This window comes from Pseudomonas triticicola (assembly GCF_019145375.1).
Taxonomy (GTDB): Bacteria; Pseudomonadota; Gammaproteobacteria; order Pseudomonadales; family Pseudomonadaceae; genus Aquipseudomonas; species Aquipseudomonas triticicola.
In genome coordinates this window covers 713615-729241 of sequence record NZ_JAHSTX010000001.1, presented here as the reverse complement: position 1 = coordinate 729241, position 15627 = coordinate 713615, and the positions used below count along the sequence as shown (strand labels likewise).

The window sequence follows — 15627 nt, the reverse complement described above, 5'->3', positions numbered from 1 at the left end:
TACCGAGTCGAACGCAGATTTTGAAAAGCGCGAAAATCGGCCCCCTCTCCCCCGGGAGAGGGCTGGGGTGAGGGGCGAATCCCAGCACAAAACCAAAGCCAGACACCACCCGCTCCTAACCACTCAAAACGCGAGCGCAGCGACCGAACGACGCAGTCGTACACAGCGGAACCGCCAGAAGCAACACCCGCTGCAACGGATATGTACACAGTCAAACAAATAAAATCACTGCGCCTGCCGCGAACTCCGATACATAAACACCAAAGCCACCGCCAGACACACCATCGCCAACATCCGGCTCGGAGACAAGCCGATCGCCGGATTCCCCAACCAGCCGAAATTGTCGATCAACATCCCCATCCCCAACTGCCCGACAATCACCGCCACCGTCGCCACAGCCGTCCCGACCACCGGCACCGCGCCCACCATCACCATCATGTACACCACGCCGAACAGCGCCCCGGTCAACTGCCACTTCGGCACCTCAAGCAGACTCACCGCCTGCGCCGGTTCGAAAAACAGAATCAACAACCCGGTCACCACCGCGCCCACCGCAAAGGTCAGCAGACTGGAGCGCAGCACACCGACCGTCTCACCCAGACGACCATTGATCGCAGCCTGCACACTCAACACCGCACCGGCCAACACCACCACCGCCAACAAAATCACCAGACCCATCACTCACCCCCGCGCAATCAGAACCAAAGCCACCACAATCAAGCCCAACGCCAGCCAGCGCTCACCGTTGACCTTCTTGCGCGTCGCGCCGAACCAGCCGAAATGGTCGATCAGCACACTCTTGCCGACCTGACCGGACAAAATCGCAATCATCGTCATGGCGATGCCGATATGCGGCGTCGCCAGCGTCAGCACCACCACGTAGATCGGCCCGAGAAACCCGCCGATCAACTGCCAGCGCGGCAACTCGGTCAGCGCCGGCCCTTTTTGCGGACCGGCGAACAGCAAGAGCAAAAACAGGATCGCCGAACCCACGCCGAAGATGCTCAACGTCGCCCACAGATGCCCGACCTGCTCACCCAGCGGCCCGAGCAAACCGGCCTCCACCGACAAGCCCATGCCAGCGAGAATCACCAGCGGCAGCAACAGCAGACGCAACACCGATCTTTTCACCGGTGCAGCAACCCCCCCTTCATCCAACGTCTGCATACATAACCTTCCACGCTCAAAAACAATGGCGCGGATTATCGGCTGGCGCCGCTGTGCGATAAATGGGAGCATCCGGACAACACTTTTGCGCAATACGCACAGCGAGACATGGCATGCACGGGCTCAACGAACTCGGATTCAAAGCGTTAAGGCTGTTTGTAGCGGTCCTCGACCACGGCAGTTTTTCCGAAGTCGCCCGCCGCGAAGGTGTCGCGCCCTCCTCCATTTCGCGGCAGATCCAATTGATGGAACAGGCGCTCAACCAGCAATTGCTCTACCGCCACACTCGCGCCGTCACGCCTACCGAAGCCGGGCGCACGCTCGGCCACCATGCGCGGCTGCTATTGGTGCAACTGGAAGAAGCCGAACAGGCGTTGCAGGAACAGCAAAGCGAACCCACCGGACTGGTGCGCATCAACGCCCCGGTGGTGTTCGGCCAGCGCCATCTGACGCCCTGGCTGGGCGAGCTCTGCGCGCGCTATCCGAAGCTGCAACTGGATATCCAGCAAACCGACCATTACGTCGACCCGCTACAGGAAGGCGCCGACCTGCTGTTTCGCATTGGCGCGCTGCACGATTCGAGCATGCAGGCACGCATTCTGGCGCCGCACCGTTTTCAGGTCGCGGCCAGCCCGGCCTATCTCAAACGCCACGGCACGCCGCAGCATCCCGACCAACTCGCGCAACATCAGTGCCTGGCCTACAAAGGCGCGGCCGGTCAGCAGCGCTGGTTTTTCCGCCGTGATGGCGAGGACTGGACGCCGTACACCGTCAAAGGCCCGATCACCGGCAACCACGCCGACACACTGACCCAGGCCGCTCAGCAGGGGCTGGGGCTGGTGATGTTTCCGTCGTGGCTGATTGGCGAAGCGGTACGCGAGGGCACACTGGTGCCGGTGCTGGGGGAATATCAGGTGTCGAACAGCCTGGAACCGCAGCAGATCGCCGTGCTGTGGCCGGGGAGCCGACGGTTGTCGGTGAAGGTGCGCACGGTGATTGATTTTTTTGTCGAGTGCTTTGGCGAGATTCCCTATTGGGACAGAGCCTGAAGATCAAGAGCCCCTCACCCTAGCCCTCTCCCTGAGGGAGAGGGAACCGACCGAGGTGTCCCACCTACTGCATCGACCTGAAAAACCGCGTCGATTATGGATTCAAAGCAGGACTTTCAGGTCGGCGTAATCCCGCAATATTCCCCAATCGGTTCCCTCTCCCTCTGGGAGAGGGCTAGGGTGAGAGGCTTTTCAGGCCATCAGATGCGGAACTGCCCGACCAGCTTGCCCAACCGCTGTCCCAGCTCCGCCAGACTGCGTGACGTCTGCGCGCCCAGTTGCGTTTCATCGGCGACGCTATCCACTGCCACCGCAATCTGATGCACGCTGCGGTTGATCTCTTCGGCCACCGCCGTCTGCTCTTCCGCTGCGCTGGCGATCTGCGCATTCATCGAGTTGATCGTCGCGATCAACTGCGCCATGGCGTCCAGCGATGCACCGGCCTGATTGGCTTGCTGGGAAGTGCCGTCGCCGGCCTCGCTGGACCGGCGCATGGCCTCGACCGCCTGCTGCGTGCCGGCCTGCAAGCGGTCGATCATGCCCTGGATTTCCTGGGTGCTGATCTGCGTGCGGCTGGCCAGTGCGCGTACTTCGTCCGCAACCACCGCAAAGCCACGACCGGCCTCACCGGCGCGCGCCGCTTCGATCGCGGCGTTGAGCGCCAGCAGGTTGGTCTGCTCGGCAATCGAACGAATCACCCCAAGCACGCCGACAATCGAACTGACGTCCTGCTGCAAGCTGTCCAGCGACACGCCGCTGTTGCGGATATCGTCGACCAGCGCATGAATCTGTTTGATGCTGCCCGCGACCACGCGCTTGGCGCTCTGGCCTTCTTCGTCGGTCTGCTGAGCGGCGACGGCGGCGTTCTGTGCGCTCTTGGCTACTTCCTGGGCGGCGGCGGACATTTCGTTGATCGCCGTGGCGACCTGATCGGTTTCGTGGCGCTGACGCTCCATGGCCTGATCGGAACGCTGCGCCTGTTCCGAGACCTGAGTAACCAGCCCGGTGAGTTGCGTGGTCATCTCGGTGATCTGCCGCACCAGGCCGTGGATCTTGTCGACGAAACGGTTGAACGAGCCAGCCAGTTCGCCGAGTTCGTCCTGACTGGTGATGTTCAGGCGCCGGGTCAGGTCGCCCTCGCCCGCCGCGATGTCGTCGAGGTTGGCTTTCATCAGGGTCAGCGGGCGCAGAATGGTGTTGGCCAGCAGCATGCCCGCTGCCGCGATCACCAACAGCACCAGCACCGCGACGCCGACAATGCTCAGCACCACGCCTTGCACGCGCTCCTGCACTTGCGCCTCGACCTGCGCCACTTGTGCTTCGATGCCGTCGAGGTTGACCGAAGTACCGACCGCCATGTCCCACTTCGGCAGGTATTCGGTGTAGCCGAGTTTCGGCACCAGCACCTTGGCGTTGCCCGGCAGCGGCGAGCTGTATTGCAGATAGTGGGTGCCGTCCTTGGCCACTTTGACCAGGCCGAGGTTGACGTAGACGCCGTTCGGATCGCGGTTGTCCTTGAAGCTTTTGCCCACGCCGTCGGGGTCGTTGGCCTTGAACAGACGCACGGTCTCGGAGTCGTAGCCGAAGAAGTAGCCGTCCTTGCCGTAGCGGATGCCCGAGAGCAATTTGATCGCCTGCGCCCGCGCCGCGTCGTCGCCCGGTGCGGCGGCGTCGTAAAGCGGTTTGATCGTGGTCATGGCCACGGCGACGTAACTTTGCAGGGTGGCCTTGGCGTCGCTGAGCAGCCGCTCGCGGGTCTGTTCGACTTCCTTGCGCGCCTGTTCCTGAAGGATGAACAGCGTGGTCACGCTGATGACCAGCGCGAAGAGCAGCACCGGCAGAACGGCAAGGGACAGGACTTTAGCCTTGAGACTCAGGCGCATCGGGGGACTCACTCTTTTGATTTTGTTGGCGTGGTTAAAGGCTTTAACGGCACGCCGGAGCAAAAGTTGAGTCCGGGAAATACCCGGGCCCCTGTGGGAGCGAGCTTGCTCGCGAAGGCGTCGTGTCAGTCGCTGCAACTGCGACTGATCCACCGCTTTCGCGAGCAAGCTCGCTCCCACAGGGGTTGGTGGGGCGTTTAGAGAACCATCGCCGCAACCCAGCCAAACACCAGCAGCGGCAGGTTGTAGTGCAGGAAGGTCGGTACGACGGTGTCCCAGATGTGGTGATGCTGGCCGTCGATGTTCAGACCCGAGGTCGGGCCGAGGGTCGAGTCCGAGGCCGGCGAACCGGCATCGCCCAGCGCGCCGGCAGTGCCAACGATGCAGACAATGGCGATCGGGCTGAAGCCCAGTTGCACGCACAACGGCACGAAGATCGCTGCGAGAATCGGCACGGTGGAGAACGACGAACCGATGCCCATGGTCACCAGCAAGCCCACCAGCAGCATCAACAAAGCCCCGACGCCTTTGCTGTGATTGATCCAGGCCGCCGACGATTCGACCAGCGTCTGCACCTGCCCGGTGGCCTTCATCACCTCGGCAAAACCTGAGGCGGCGATCATGATGAAGCCGATCATCGCCATCATTTTCATGCCTTCGGTGAACAGGTCATCGGTCTCGCGCCATTTGACGATGCCCGACACCGAGAAAATCAGAAACCCGACCAGAGCGCCGATAATCATCGAGTCCAGCAGCAACTGCACCACGAATGCCGAAGCAATGGCCACACCGGCGATCATCAGGCTCAGCGGGTTGTAGTGCACCGCCGTCTGCTCGACCTGTTCGATCTTCGCCAGGTCATACACGCGCTTCTTGCGATAGCTGATGAACGCGATCGCCAAGCCGAAGACCATGCCCAGCGCCGGAATGCCCATGGCGTGGGTGACATTGATGCCGCTGATGTCGACGCCGCTGCGGGCGACGTTGGCCAGCAGGATTTCGTTGAGGAAAATGTTGCCGAAGCCCACCGGCAGGAACATGTACGGGGTGATCAGGCCGAAGGTCATGACACAGGCGATCAAACGGCGATCGAGTTGCAGCTTGGTCAGTACATATAGAAGTGGCGGCACCAGCAGCGGAATGAATGCGATGTGGATCGGCAGAATGTTCTGCGAGGCAATCGCCACCACCCACAGCAAGCCAATCAGCAGCCATTTGACGTTACCGCCGCCGGTTGCATGCTGCCGATCCACCATGGCCAGGGCCTTGTCGGCCAGCGCATGGGCCAGGCCGGATTTGGCAATCGCCACGGCGAAAGCGCCGAGCAAGGCGTAGGACAACGCCACGGTCGCGCCGCCGCCCAGACCGCTGTTGAACGCCTTGAGTGTTGCGTCGATGCCCAGACCGCCGGTCAGGCCACCGACCAGCGCCCCGACGATCAGCGCGATCACCACATGCACGCGCGACAGGCTGAGGATCAGCATGACGCCGACGGCTGCTATGACTGCATTCATTTCACTACCTCAAAAAACACTGCGGGTGAAAACACACCGCCAGACAGGATGAGTCCGCCCGGGGTTGGCCGGCGGAGGTGTACAGAGGGTCTTATTAGAAGGGAGCGCACTTTGAAGGAAGCAGCTTCAAGCTTCAAGCTTCAAGCGGCAAGAAAAAGGCGAAAAGCGATAGCCATAGCGCCTGTGGCTTGCAGCTTGTGGCTTGTGGCTTGTGGCTTGCCGCTCAAGAAACCTGCTTTTCTGCCGCTACAGTGCAAAGTCTCAGATATTTATCGGATAAGGATATTTCCATGTCGCTCAGACAACTTTCCATCCAATGGAAAATCACCCTGCTCGCCGGCCTCTGCCTGGCCGGTATCGTGACCCTGTTGGTCGGTCTTTCGCTGTATCGCATGGAACACAGCTCGGCGCTGGTCAAGGCCTCGAGCATGGAGATGCTCACCGAGTCGGCGCAGGCGCGGATCGAGTCGCAAGGTGAAGTGCAGGCCGGCGGCATTCGTCAGCAATTCATGGACGCCTATCAGTACGGCCACGGTTTCTCGCGGCAGGTACTGTTTTTGCGTGAGCAGGCCGAGAAGCGTTTTCTCGATGCCTTCGATCTGCGCGAGGACATGACCCGTCAGGTCAAATCCGCGCTGCAAGCCAACCCGGACCTGCTCGGCCTGTCGCTGGTGTTCGAAGCCAATGCACTGGACGGCAAGGACGAACTGTTCGCCGATCAGGCTGAGCTGGGCAGCAACGACAAGGGCCGTTTTGCCCTGTACTGGTCGCAGCCGACCCCGGGCAAAGTCACTTCGATGGCGCTGCCGGAAAGCGACATGAGCGACACCAGCACCGGCCCCAGCGGTCAGGCCGCCAACGCCTGGTTCACCTGCCCGCGCACCACGCTCAAACCGTGCGTGATCGAGCCGTACTTCTATGTCATCGACGGGCAGAAAGTACTGATGACCAGCATCGTCTTCCCACTGCAGGTCAACGGCAAAGTCATCGCATCGTTGTCGGTCGACATCAACCTCAACAGCCTGCAAGCGATCAGCCAGAACGCCAGCCGCAAGCTGTATGACGGTCAGACCGCCGTCAGTATTGTCAGCCCCGCCGGCCTGCTCGCCGGTTACAGCCCGGATGCCGGCAAACTCAGCCAGCGCCTGGATGCGGTGGATCAGGCCAGCGGCAGCGAGTTGCTGCGCCTGCTCGCCGCGAGCACTGGCGTGAGCAGCCTGCACAGCAACGGCCAATTGAAAGTGCTGTCGCCGTTCCAGCCGATTCCCGGTGGACCGGCGTGGGGCGTGCTGCTTGATGTGCCGGAGAAAGTCCTGGTCAGCCGCGCCGAAGCGCTCAAGCAGCAACTGGATGCGAGCAACACTTCGGGCACGCTGATCGAACTGAGCCTCGGCCTGCTCGCCGCGCTGATCGGTTTGCTGCTGGTGTGGCTGATGGCGCGCAGCGTGACCAAACCGATTCTCGGCGTGGCGCACATGCTTGAAGACATCGCCAGCGGCGAAGGCGACCTGACCCGGCGTCTGGCCTATGACAAGCAGGACGAGCTCGGCCAGTTGGCCGGTTGGTTCAACAAGTTCCTCGACAAGTTGCAGCCGATCATCGCCGAGGTGAAACGCTCGGTGCAGGACGCGCGCAACACCGCTGACCAGTCTTCGGCCATCGCCACCCAGACCAGCGCCGGCATGGAGCAGCAATATCGTCAGGTCGATCAGGTCGCCACCGCGTCCCACGAAATGAGCGCCACAGCGCAGGATGTGGCACGCAGCGCCGCCCAGGCCGCCGAAGCTGCCAAGGACGCCGACCGCGCCACCCGTCAGGGCCTGACCGTGATCGACCGCACCACCGCAAGCATCGACACCCTCGCCGCCGACATGAGCGCAGCGATGGTTCAGGTCGAAGGGCTGGCTGCGAACAGCGAGAAGATCGGCACGGTGCTGGAAACCATCCGCGCCATCGCCGAGCAGACCAACCTCCTGGCGCTCAACGCCGCCATCGAAGCCGCCCGCGCCGGGGAAGCCGGACGCGGTTTTGCCGTAGTCGCCGACGAAGTGCGCAACCTTGCGCGCCGCACTCAGGAGTCGGTGGAGGAAACCCGTCAGGTCATCGAGCAATTGCAGAACGGCACGCAGGAAGTGGTCGGCTCGATGGGCAACAGCCATCGTCAGGCCCAGGGCAGTGTCGAGCAGGTGGGACAGGCTGTCACGGCACTGCGGCAGATTGGCGATGCGGTTACCGTGATCAGCGACATGAACCTGCAAATCGCCAGTGCTGCCGAAGAGCAGAGCGCGGTGGCTGAGGAGATCAATAACAACGTGGCGACGATTCGCGATGTGACCGAGTCGCTGTCCGGCCAGGCGAACGAGTCGGCGCGGGTCAGTCAGTCACTCAACAGCCTGGCGAATCAGCAGCAGCGGTTGATGGATCAGTTTCGCGTTTGACAAGTGCGGGGTGTCAGTTCCAATCCCCCCTCACCCCAGCCCTCTCCCCCCAAGGGGGGCGAGGGGGAAAGGGAGCCGATCTTCATGCCATTCAAGTCCTGAGTTCGACTCGGATTTCAAGTGGATGCATCTCTCAAGAACAACACAATCAGTCCCCTCTCCCTCTGGGAGAGGGTTGGGGTGAGGGGCTTTTCAAGGGCTCACCGCCGAGGCAGTTCAATCACCACTTTCAACCCGCCCCACTCGCTTTCCCCCAGCACCAGCAAGCCACCCCAGGTATCGACAATATCCCGCACGATCCCAAGGCCGAGCCCATGCCCGTGGGTCTGCTCATCCAGCCGCGTGCCACGGCTGAACACCTGAGACCGCTGCTCCTCGGGAATCCCTGGCCCATCATCTTCCACGCTCAGGGCAAAGCCGTCAGACCGTTCGATCACACTCAAGCGCACTTCGGCATCGGCCCATTTGCAGGCGTTGTCGAGCAGGTTGCCGAGCAGTTCCAGCAAGTCCTCGCGGTCCCACGGCAGTTGCAAGCCCGGCGGTGCGACGTAGCTCAAGGCCAGATGCTCGCCGTGAATCATGTTCAGCGTCGCCAGCAGCCCCGGCAACTCGGCATCGCAATCGAACAACGCGCCGGGCAGCGCATCCCCGGATAACCGCGCGCGATTGAGTTCGCGATTGAGGCGCTGCTGCACCTGTTCCAGTTGTTCCTTGAGAATCCTGCGCAGCTCGGGATGGTCATCGAGCTTGTCGCTGGAGGCCAGGCTAAGCAGCACCGCCAACGGGGTTTTCAGCGCGTGGCCAAGGTTGCCCAAGGCATTGCGCGAGCGCTTGAGGCTGTCTTCGGTGTGGGCGAGCAAATGGTTGATCTGCGCCACCAGCGGCTCCAGTTCCACCGGCACCTGATCGTCGAGTTGCGAGCGCTGGCCCTGCTGCAACTGAGCGATCTGTTCGCGCGCGCGTTCCAGCGGTTTCAGCGCGCGGCGCACGGTCAGGCGTTGCAGGAACAGGATCAGCAGCAACGCCGCCAGCCCCAGGCCGAGGCCGATCTGGCGCATGCGCTGGAAGCTGTCGCTGACCGGCGTGTAATCCTGGGCGACGCTGATAGAGATCGACTGACCCAGGCGCCGATAGTCCGAGCGCAGTATCAGCAAGCGTTGCCCGCCCGGGCCCAGTTGCAGGTTGCTGTGCAGCCCCGGGTGTTGCAGCAGCGGCAGTTCCTGATCCCACAGCGAGCGCGAACGCCAGTGGCTGTCGGAGAAATCGATGCGAAAGTAATGCCCGGAAAACGGCCGCTGATAGGCCGGCGACAGATGCCGCTCATCCAATTGCAAACCTTGCGGGCCACGCACCAGCGCTACCAGCAGGCTTTCGCTGTCGTTGCGCAGGCCGGCTTCGAGGTAGCGCTGCAAACCGACTTCGAACAACCACAGGCTGGTTTGCGCCAGTACCAGACCGACGATCACCATCACACTGATCAAACCCAGGCTCAAACGGCGCTGGATTGATCTCATGAAGCTTGCCCGCCGAACAGGTAACCCTGGCCGCGACGGGTTTCGATCACGCTTTTGCCGAGCTTGCGCCGCAGGTGATTGACGTGGACTTCAAGGACATTGGAGTCGCGCTCGGTCTCACCGTCGTAGAGGTGTTCGGCGAGGTGGCTTTTCGAGAGGATCTGTTCGGGGTGCAGCATGAAATAGCGCAGCAGACGGAATTCAGCGGCGGTCAGCTGGATGTCGGCGCCGTCGCGAACCACGCACTGGCGACCTTCGTCCAGATGCAGGCCGGCGGCTTGCAGGGTCGGCTGGTTGGCCTGGCCCTTGGAGCGGCGCAACAGTGACTGAATGCGCAGGTACAGCTCTTCCGGATGGAAAGGTTTGGTCAGGTAATCGTCAGCGCCGGCCTTCAGCCCTTCGATGCGCTCGCCCCATGAGTCGCGCGCGGTAAGAATCAGCACCGGAATCGCCAGTCCGGCCGCACGCCACTGCGCCAACACGTCCAGCCCCGGCACGCCGGGCAGGCCGAGGTCGAGGATGATCAGGTCATAGGGCTCGCTGCTGCCCTGATACACCGCGTCACGACCATCGGCCAGCCAATCCACCGCGTAGCCTTGGCGTTGCAGGCCGGCAAGCAATTCGTCGGCCAGCGGTACGTGGTCTTCCACCAGAAGCAAACGCATCGATCAATCTTCCTTGTCTTTGACTAACTCGCCGGTATCGGCCTTCAGGTGCAGCTCGCGCGCCACGCCTTCGACCGTCAGCAATTCGACTTCGTAAATGTACACGTCGTGTTTTTCTTCCAGCTCGACTTCCAGCAGTTTGGCGCCGGGGTAGCGATCCATGGCCTGCTGCAGCACTTGCTCCAGCGGCAGGATCACGCCATCGCGACGCAGGGCCAGCGCCTCGTCCTGATCGAGGTCGCGAGCCATGGCCGTGCTGCACAACAACACCAGCGCCAGCGCCGTCAGGCGGGTGGCGCGACTATTCAGCTTCATTACGTATCCTGATGATCCCTGAGCACTTCACCATCGACGGCGTTCAACTCCAGATCCCACTTCAGCCCTTTCGGGTCGCGCAGTTCGATCTGGTAAATGAACTTGCCGTACTCTTCCTCCAGCTCTGTTTCGGTGATTTCCGAACCGGGGTGTTTTTCCAGCGCGATTGAATTGAGCTTCTCGAAGGAGACGATAGTACCAGCGTCGCGCAAACGAAGCGCTTCGTCAGGTCCGAGATCGCGCGCCAGCGCAGTGTTGGCGCCAAGGCCGAGGATCGAGGCAGTGGTCAGGGCAGTCAGGGTTTTCATGGGTGTCTCCGAATTCTTATATGTTGCTTACGGTGGGCACCATAGCGGGGTCAACTTAACTGAAACTGAATGGCCATCATTGTGCCCCATTGCTGGCAAGGTCCCCTGTGGGAGCGAGCCTGCTCGCGAAGGCGCAGTGTCAGCCGCAACGATGTTTCTGACCCACCGCTTTCGCGAGCAGGCTCGCTCCCACACTGGTTTGCGTCTGCCCCCCTTGTGGGGCAGGCTCACTCCTACATGGGCCTGCAACATGTGCTTATAATCGCCAGCTTGCTAACGATCGAGACCGGTATGACCGCCATCCACATCAAGTTTCCCGCCCTCACCCTCAAGGCCGGCCCACGGGCCATGGCGCGGATTCGTGCGCAGGGATTGCACGCCGCGGACGTCGGCACCCTGCCCGGTGCGGCCGGTGGGCCGAAGGCGTTGGGGATACAGGGGCTCGATCTGGCGTTGTTCGGCGAGTGGCTGCCGAGTGCGCCGCGCGAGCGTTCGCTGATCGGCGCCTCGGTGGGTTCCTGGCGCTTCGCCAGCGCCTGCCTGCCGGACGCCGCCGAGGGCATTCGCCGCCTCGGCCAGCTGTATGCCGAGCAGAATTTCAACAAAGGCGTGAGCATGGCCGAGATCAGCCAGAGCTCGCAGCGCATGCTCAATGACCTGCTCGACGGCCGCGATGCGAGCATCCTCGAGAACGCCGATTACCGCTTGAACATCATGGTGGTGAAAAGCCAGGGCCGCCTCGCTGAAGACCATCGCGGGCGCCTCGGTCTGGCGTTGGGCTCGGTGATCGCCGACAACCTGCGCGGTCGTGCGCGGCTGTCGCGGCACTTCGAACGGCTGATCATCCACGATCCGCGCCTGGCGCCGCCGCTTGATGCCTTGACCGATTTCCCCTCGCGCTTCGTTGCCCTCAACACCGGCAACCTGCGCCAGGCCCTGCTCGCTTCCGGATCGATCCCGATGGTCATGGAAGGCGTACGCGACTTGCCCGGCGCCGGCGCGGGTACGTTCCGCGACGGCGGTTTGCTCGACTACCACCTCGACCTGCCCTACAGCGGCGACGGCATCGTGCTCTATCCGCACTTCACCGATCGGGTGATTCCCGGCTGGTTCGACAAGACCCTGCCCTGGCGCCGCGCTTCGGTGCAGCGTCTGCAGGATGTGCTGCTGGTCGCGCCGTCGAAGGAATATCTGGCGCGCCTGCCCTACGGCAAACTGCCCGATCGTAATGACTTCAAACGCTTTATGGGCGATGCGCCGAGCCGGCAGAAATACTGGCACACGGCGATGGACGAGAGCCGCCGACTGGGCGACGAATTTCTCGAACTGACGGCCAACGGTCGCCTCGCCGAGCGCTTGCTGACCCTTTAGTCAGCACGGTCAAAGACAAGCTGATAAACTCGCCGCCTGCCCGAATCGCTGCGGCGAACGCCATCTGAACAGAGCCGAAAATACCGTGGAAATCTTCAAAGAGTTTACTTTCGAATCCGCCCACCGCCTGCCGCACGTCCCGGACGGCCACAAGTGCGGACGCCTGCACGGTCACTCGTTCAAGGTCGCGCTGCACCTGAGCGGCGACCTCGATCCGCACACTGGCTGGATTCGCGATTTCTCCGAGATCAAAGCGATTTTCAAGCCGCTGTATGAGCGCCTCGACCACAACTACCTGAACGACATTCCCGGCCTGGAAAACCCGACCAGCGAAGTGCTGGCCAAATTCATCTGGAATGAGATGAAGCCATTGCTGCCGGAACTCAGCGCGATCCGCATTCATGAGACGTGCACCAGCGGCTGCATCTATCGCGGCGAATAAGCAACACACATCTCCCCGCCCCTGTGGGAGCGAGCCTGCTCGCGAAAGCGTCGTTCCAGTCAATTTATTCGGTGACTGACACTCCGTATTCGCGAGCAGGCTCGCTCCCACAAGAGTCCGGCGCCAGGTTTGACTCATCTGCCGTGCACATCACAGGCTCGCTCCCACATTGGGCTCCTGGTGCATTCAGTGCACTGCTTTCGCGCTGAAAATCTCACTCGCGTCTACACATTCGTTCACTTGCGCCGTTTGGCACGACAGCTGCAACCCTCCTGCGTCTTCCCCTTCCAGCAAGGACTGCCCCATGACGCAGAACGCTTCCGGCAACGATTACCCGCTCAGTGAAGTCCCCATGCACGCGCGCAAAGGCCTGGCCTCGACGGCGATGGTGTTACTGGGCTTCACGTTTTTCACCGCGACCATGTTTGCCGGCGGCAAGCTCGGGGTCGCGTTCGGTTTCGCCGAGATGATGGCGGTGATCATTGTCGGCAACCTGTTGCTCGGTCTGTACGCGGCAGGCTTGGGTTACATCGCCTTCAAGAGCGGCCTCAATTCGGTGCTGATGGGCCGTTTCTGTTTTGGCGAAGTCGGCAGCAAGCTCAGCGACCTGATCCTCGGCTTTACCCAGATCGGCTGGTACGCGTGGGGCACGGCGACAGCGGCGGTGGTGATCGGCAAGTATTTCAATCTCGATGAAACCACCGTGCTGGTCCTGATGGTGCTATTCGGTCTGGGCTTCTGCGCCACGGCGTACATCGGTTATCGCGGCCTGGAAATTCTCTCGTACATCGCGGTGCCGGCGATGATGTTGCTTCTGATGCTGTCGATGTGGGCAGCGACCGTGAAAGTCGGCGGCTTCGAAGGCTTGCTCAGCGTGGTGCCGAGCGGTTCGCTGGACTGGTCGACAGCGATCACCCTGGTCTTCGGCACCTTCGTCAGCGGCGCAACGCAAGCTACCAACTGGACGCGATTTTCGCGCTCGGCAAAAGTCGCGGTGCTGGCGAGCCTGATCGGTTTTTTCATCGGCAACGGCCTGATGGTGCTGATCGGCGCGTACGGCGCGATCGTCTATCAACAGCCGGATGTGGTCGAAGTGCTGCTGTTGCAAGGCTTCGCCATGGCCGCGATGGCCATGCTGTTGCTGAACATCTGGAGCACTCAGGACAACACCATCTACAACTTCGCCGTCGCCGGCTGCAACCTGCTGCGCACCGGGCGGCGCAAAACTGTGACCCTGGGCGGCGCGGTGATCGGCACCCTGCTCGCCCTGCTGGGCATGTACGACATGCTGGTGCCGTATCTGATTCTGCTCGGCACGGTGATTCCGCCGATTGGCGGGGTGATCATGGCTGACTTCTTCTACCGCTGGCGCGGGCACTATCCGCGCCTGGCCGACGCACGGTTGCCGGCGTTCAACTGGCCGGGGCTCGGGGCCTACGGGGTGGGTACCGTCGCTGCGTTCAGTTCGCCCTGGGTCGCGCCGCTGGTAGGCATTGCCGCTGCCGCGCTAACGTATGTCATCGTCACCGGTATGCTCGGCGCCCGTCGCGTCAGCGCACCACTACAAGACCTATAAAAAGGATTCGCCTGATGCACATCATCAACGCCCGCCTGCGCAACCAGGAAGGCCTGCACGAATTGCACCTTGAAGACGGCCTGATCCACAGCATCGCCCGTCAGACCGAAGCGCCGACCCTCGGCCCGGATGACCTCGATGCCGGCGGCAATCTGGTGGTGCCGCCCTTCGTCGAGCCGCACATCCACCTCGACGCCACCCTCACCGCTGGCGAGCCGCGCTGGAACATGAGCGGCACGCTGTTCGAGGGCATCGAATGCTGGGGCGAGCGCAAGGTCACCATCACCGAAGAAGACACCAAGACCCGCGCCAAGAAGACCATTCAGGCTCTGGCCGCCCACGGCATTCAGCACGTGCGCACCCACGTTGACGTCACCGACCCGCAACTCACCGCGCTCAAGGCCATGCTCGAAGTGCGCGAGGAAAGTCGTCACCTGATCGACCTGCAAATCGTCGCGTTCCCGCAGGAAGGCATCGAGTCGTTCCGCAACGGGCGTGAGCTCATGGAAGAAGCGATCCGCATGGGCGCCGACGTGGTCGGCGGCATTCCGCATTTCGAGTACACCCGCGATCAGGGCGTCAGCTCGGTGAAGTTCCTGATGGACCTGGCCGAGCGCACCGGTTGCCTGGTCGACGTGCATTGCGACGAGACTGACGATCCGCATTCACGCTTCCTTGAAGTGCTCGCCGAAGAAGCCCGCAGCCGCGACATGGGCGCCCGCGTCACCGCCAGCCACACCACGGCGATGGGCTCTTATGACAACGCCTACTGCGCCAAACTGTTCCGCCTGCTCGGCCATTCCGGGATCAGTTTTGTCTCCTGCCCGACCGAAAGCATTCACCTGCAAGGACGCTTCGACAACTTCCCGAAACGCCGGGGCGTGACCCGCGTCAATGAACTGCTCGAAGCTGGCATGAACGTGTGTTTCGGTCAGGATTCGATCGTCGACCCGTGGTATCCGCTGGGTAACGGCAACATCCTGCGCGTGCTTGAAGCCGGTCTGCATATCTGCCACATGCTCGGTTATCGCAACCTGCAAAGTGCGCTGGATCTGGTCACCGACAACAGCGCCAAAGCCATGCACCTGGGCGAGCGTTATGGACTGGAACAGGGCCGCCCGGCGAACCTGCTGATTCTCTCGGCGGACAGCGACTACGAAGTGATCCGCAGCCAGGGCCTGCCGCTGTATTCGATTCGCGGCGGCAAGGTGTTGATGAAGCGGCAGATGCCGGTGGTGGAGTTCAGCTGAGAAGTACGCTGAACCTGATGGGCCGAGAGCCAACCCTGTGGGAGCGAGCCTGCTCGCGAAAGCGCCATGCCAAGCACCTCGATATTGGATGTGCCGACCTCTTCGCGAGCAGGCTCGCTCTCACAGAAGATCCCA

Annotated in this window: 14 protein-coding genes and 1 pseudogene; 7 read left to right on the top strand and 8 right to left on the bottom strand. The window is 62.1% G+C overall.

The window, feature by feature from the left end:
- Positions 1–225 precede the first annotated feature (225 nt).
- Positions 226–678 carry a DMT family transporter gene (locus KVG85_RS03300; protein WP_016775406.1) on the bottom strand — a complete coding sequence of 151 codons (453 nt, stop codon included), beginning with the start codon at positions 676–678 and terminating at the stop codon, positions 226–228.
- Between the two features lie 3 nt (positions 679–681).
- Positions 682–1167, bottom strand: a complete 486-nt coding sequence (locus KVG85_RS03295; protein ID WP_217862963.1) for a DMT family transporter — start codon at positions 1165–1167, stop codon at positions 682–684.
- 113 nt (positions 1168–1280) lie between these two features.
- Here KVG85_RS03295 and KVG85_RS03290 point away from each other — a divergent pair, with 113 nt between their 5' ends.
- Positions 1281–2216, top strand: a complete 936-nt coding sequence (locus tag KVG85_RS03290; protein WP_122746855.1) for a LysR family transcriptional regulator — start codon at positions 1281–1283, stop codon at positions 2214–2216.
- Between the two features lie 200 nt (positions 2217–2416).
- Here KVG85_RS03290 and ctpM read toward each other — a convergent pair whose 3' ends face one another.
- Together ctpM and KVG85_RS03280 are read right to left on the bottom strand one after the other, a co-directional pair.
- The gene (gene ctpM / locus KVG85_RS26400) at positions 2417–4099 is read right to left on the bottom strand and encodes a methyl-accepting chemotaxis protein CtpM (protein WP_016775408.1); all 1683 of its coding nucleotides are present in this window, start codon (positions 4097–4099) and stop codon (positions 2417–2419) included.
- A gap of 197 nt (positions 4100–4296) precedes the next feature.
- A complete protein-coding gene (locus KVG85_RS03280; protein ID WP_056791374.1) occupies positions 4297–5613 on the bottom strand; it encodes a Na+/H+ antiporter family protein in 1317 nt (438 codons plus the stop codon).
- 290 nt (positions 5614–5903) lie between these two features.
- On the opposite strand from KVG85_RS03280, the pseudogene KVG85_RS26245 reads away from it, so the two are divergent.
- Positions 5904–7193: pseudogene (locus KVG85_RS26245) on the top strand (cache domain-containing protein); the annotation flags it as partial.
- Between the two features lie 102 nt (positions 7194–7295).
- The gene (locus KVG85_RS26240) at positions 7296–8051 is read left to right on the top strand and encodes a methyl-accepting chemotaxis protein (protein ID WP_371699990.1); all 756 of its coding nucleotides are present in this window, start codon (positions 7296–7298) and stop codon (positions 8049–8051) included.
- Between the two features lie 200 nt (positions 8052–8251).
- Here the strand turns inward: KVG85_RS26240 and KVG85_RS03270 are convergent, their stop codons facing one another.
- The 4 genes from KVG85_RS03270 to KVG85_RS03255 are packed head-to-tail and all read right to left on the bottom strand — an operon-like array spanning position 8252 to position 10853.
- Positions 8252–9565, bottom strand: coding sequence for a sensor histidine kinase (locus KVG85_RS03270; RefSeq protein WP_016775411.1), 1314 nt, complete (start codon positions 9563–9565; stop codon positions 8252–8254).
- Complete coding sequence (locus tag KVG85_RS03265; RefSeq protein ID WP_217862961.1) at positions 9562–10230, bottom strand: response regulator transcription factor; 669 nt, start codon at positions 10228–10230, stop codon at positions 9562–9564. The genes KVG85_RS03270 and KVG85_RS03265 overlap by 4 nt, the downstream gene beginning before the upstream one ends.
- A gap of 3 nt (positions 10231–10233) precedes the next feature.
- Positions 10234–10545, bottom strand: a complete 312-nt coding sequence (locus tag KVG85_RS03260; RefSeq protein ID WP_016775413.1) for a PepSY domain-containing protein — start codon at positions 10543–10545, stop codon at positions 10234–10236.
- On the bottom strand, positions 10545–10853 hold the full coding sequence (locus KVG85_RS03255) for a PepSY domain-containing protein (protein WP_217862960.1): 309 nt from the start codon (positions 10851–10853) through the stop codon (positions 10545–10547). Before KVG85_RS03255 ends, KVG85_RS03260 begins: the two co-directional genes overlap by 1 nt.
- 291 nt (positions 10854–11144) lie before the next feature.
- On the opposite strand from KVG85_RS03255, the gene KVG85_RS03250 reads away from it, so the two are divergent.
- From KVG85_RS03250 to codA, 4 genes are all read left to right on the top strand, one after another.
- Positions 11145–12224, top strand: a complete 1080-nt coding sequence (locus KVG85_RS03250; RefSeq protein ID WP_133340414.1) for a patatin-like phospholipase family protein — start codon at positions 11145–11147, stop codon at positions 12222–12224.
- Between the two features lie 85 nt (positions 12225–12309).
- Positions 12310–12666: a 6-carboxytetrahydropterin synthase QueD gene (queD, locus tag KVG85_RS03245; protein WP_007915588.1), complete on the top strand. Its 357-nt coding sequence runs from the start codon at positions 12310–12312 to the stop codon at positions 12664–12666.
- A gap of 304 nt (positions 12667–12970) precedes the next feature.
- On the top strand, positions 12971–14242 hold the full coding sequence (gene codB / locus KVG85_RS03240) for a cytosine permease (protein WP_071172996.1): 1272 nt from the start codon (positions 12971–12973) through the stop codon (positions 14240–14242).
- 14 nt (positions 14243–14256) lie between these two features.
- Complete coding sequence (gene codA / locus KVG85_RS03235) at positions 14257–15492, top strand: cytosine deaminase (protein WP_071172997.1); 1236 nt, start codon at positions 14257–14259, stop codon at positions 15490–15492.
- The last annotated feature ends 135 nt before the right edge of the window (positions 15493–15627 follow it).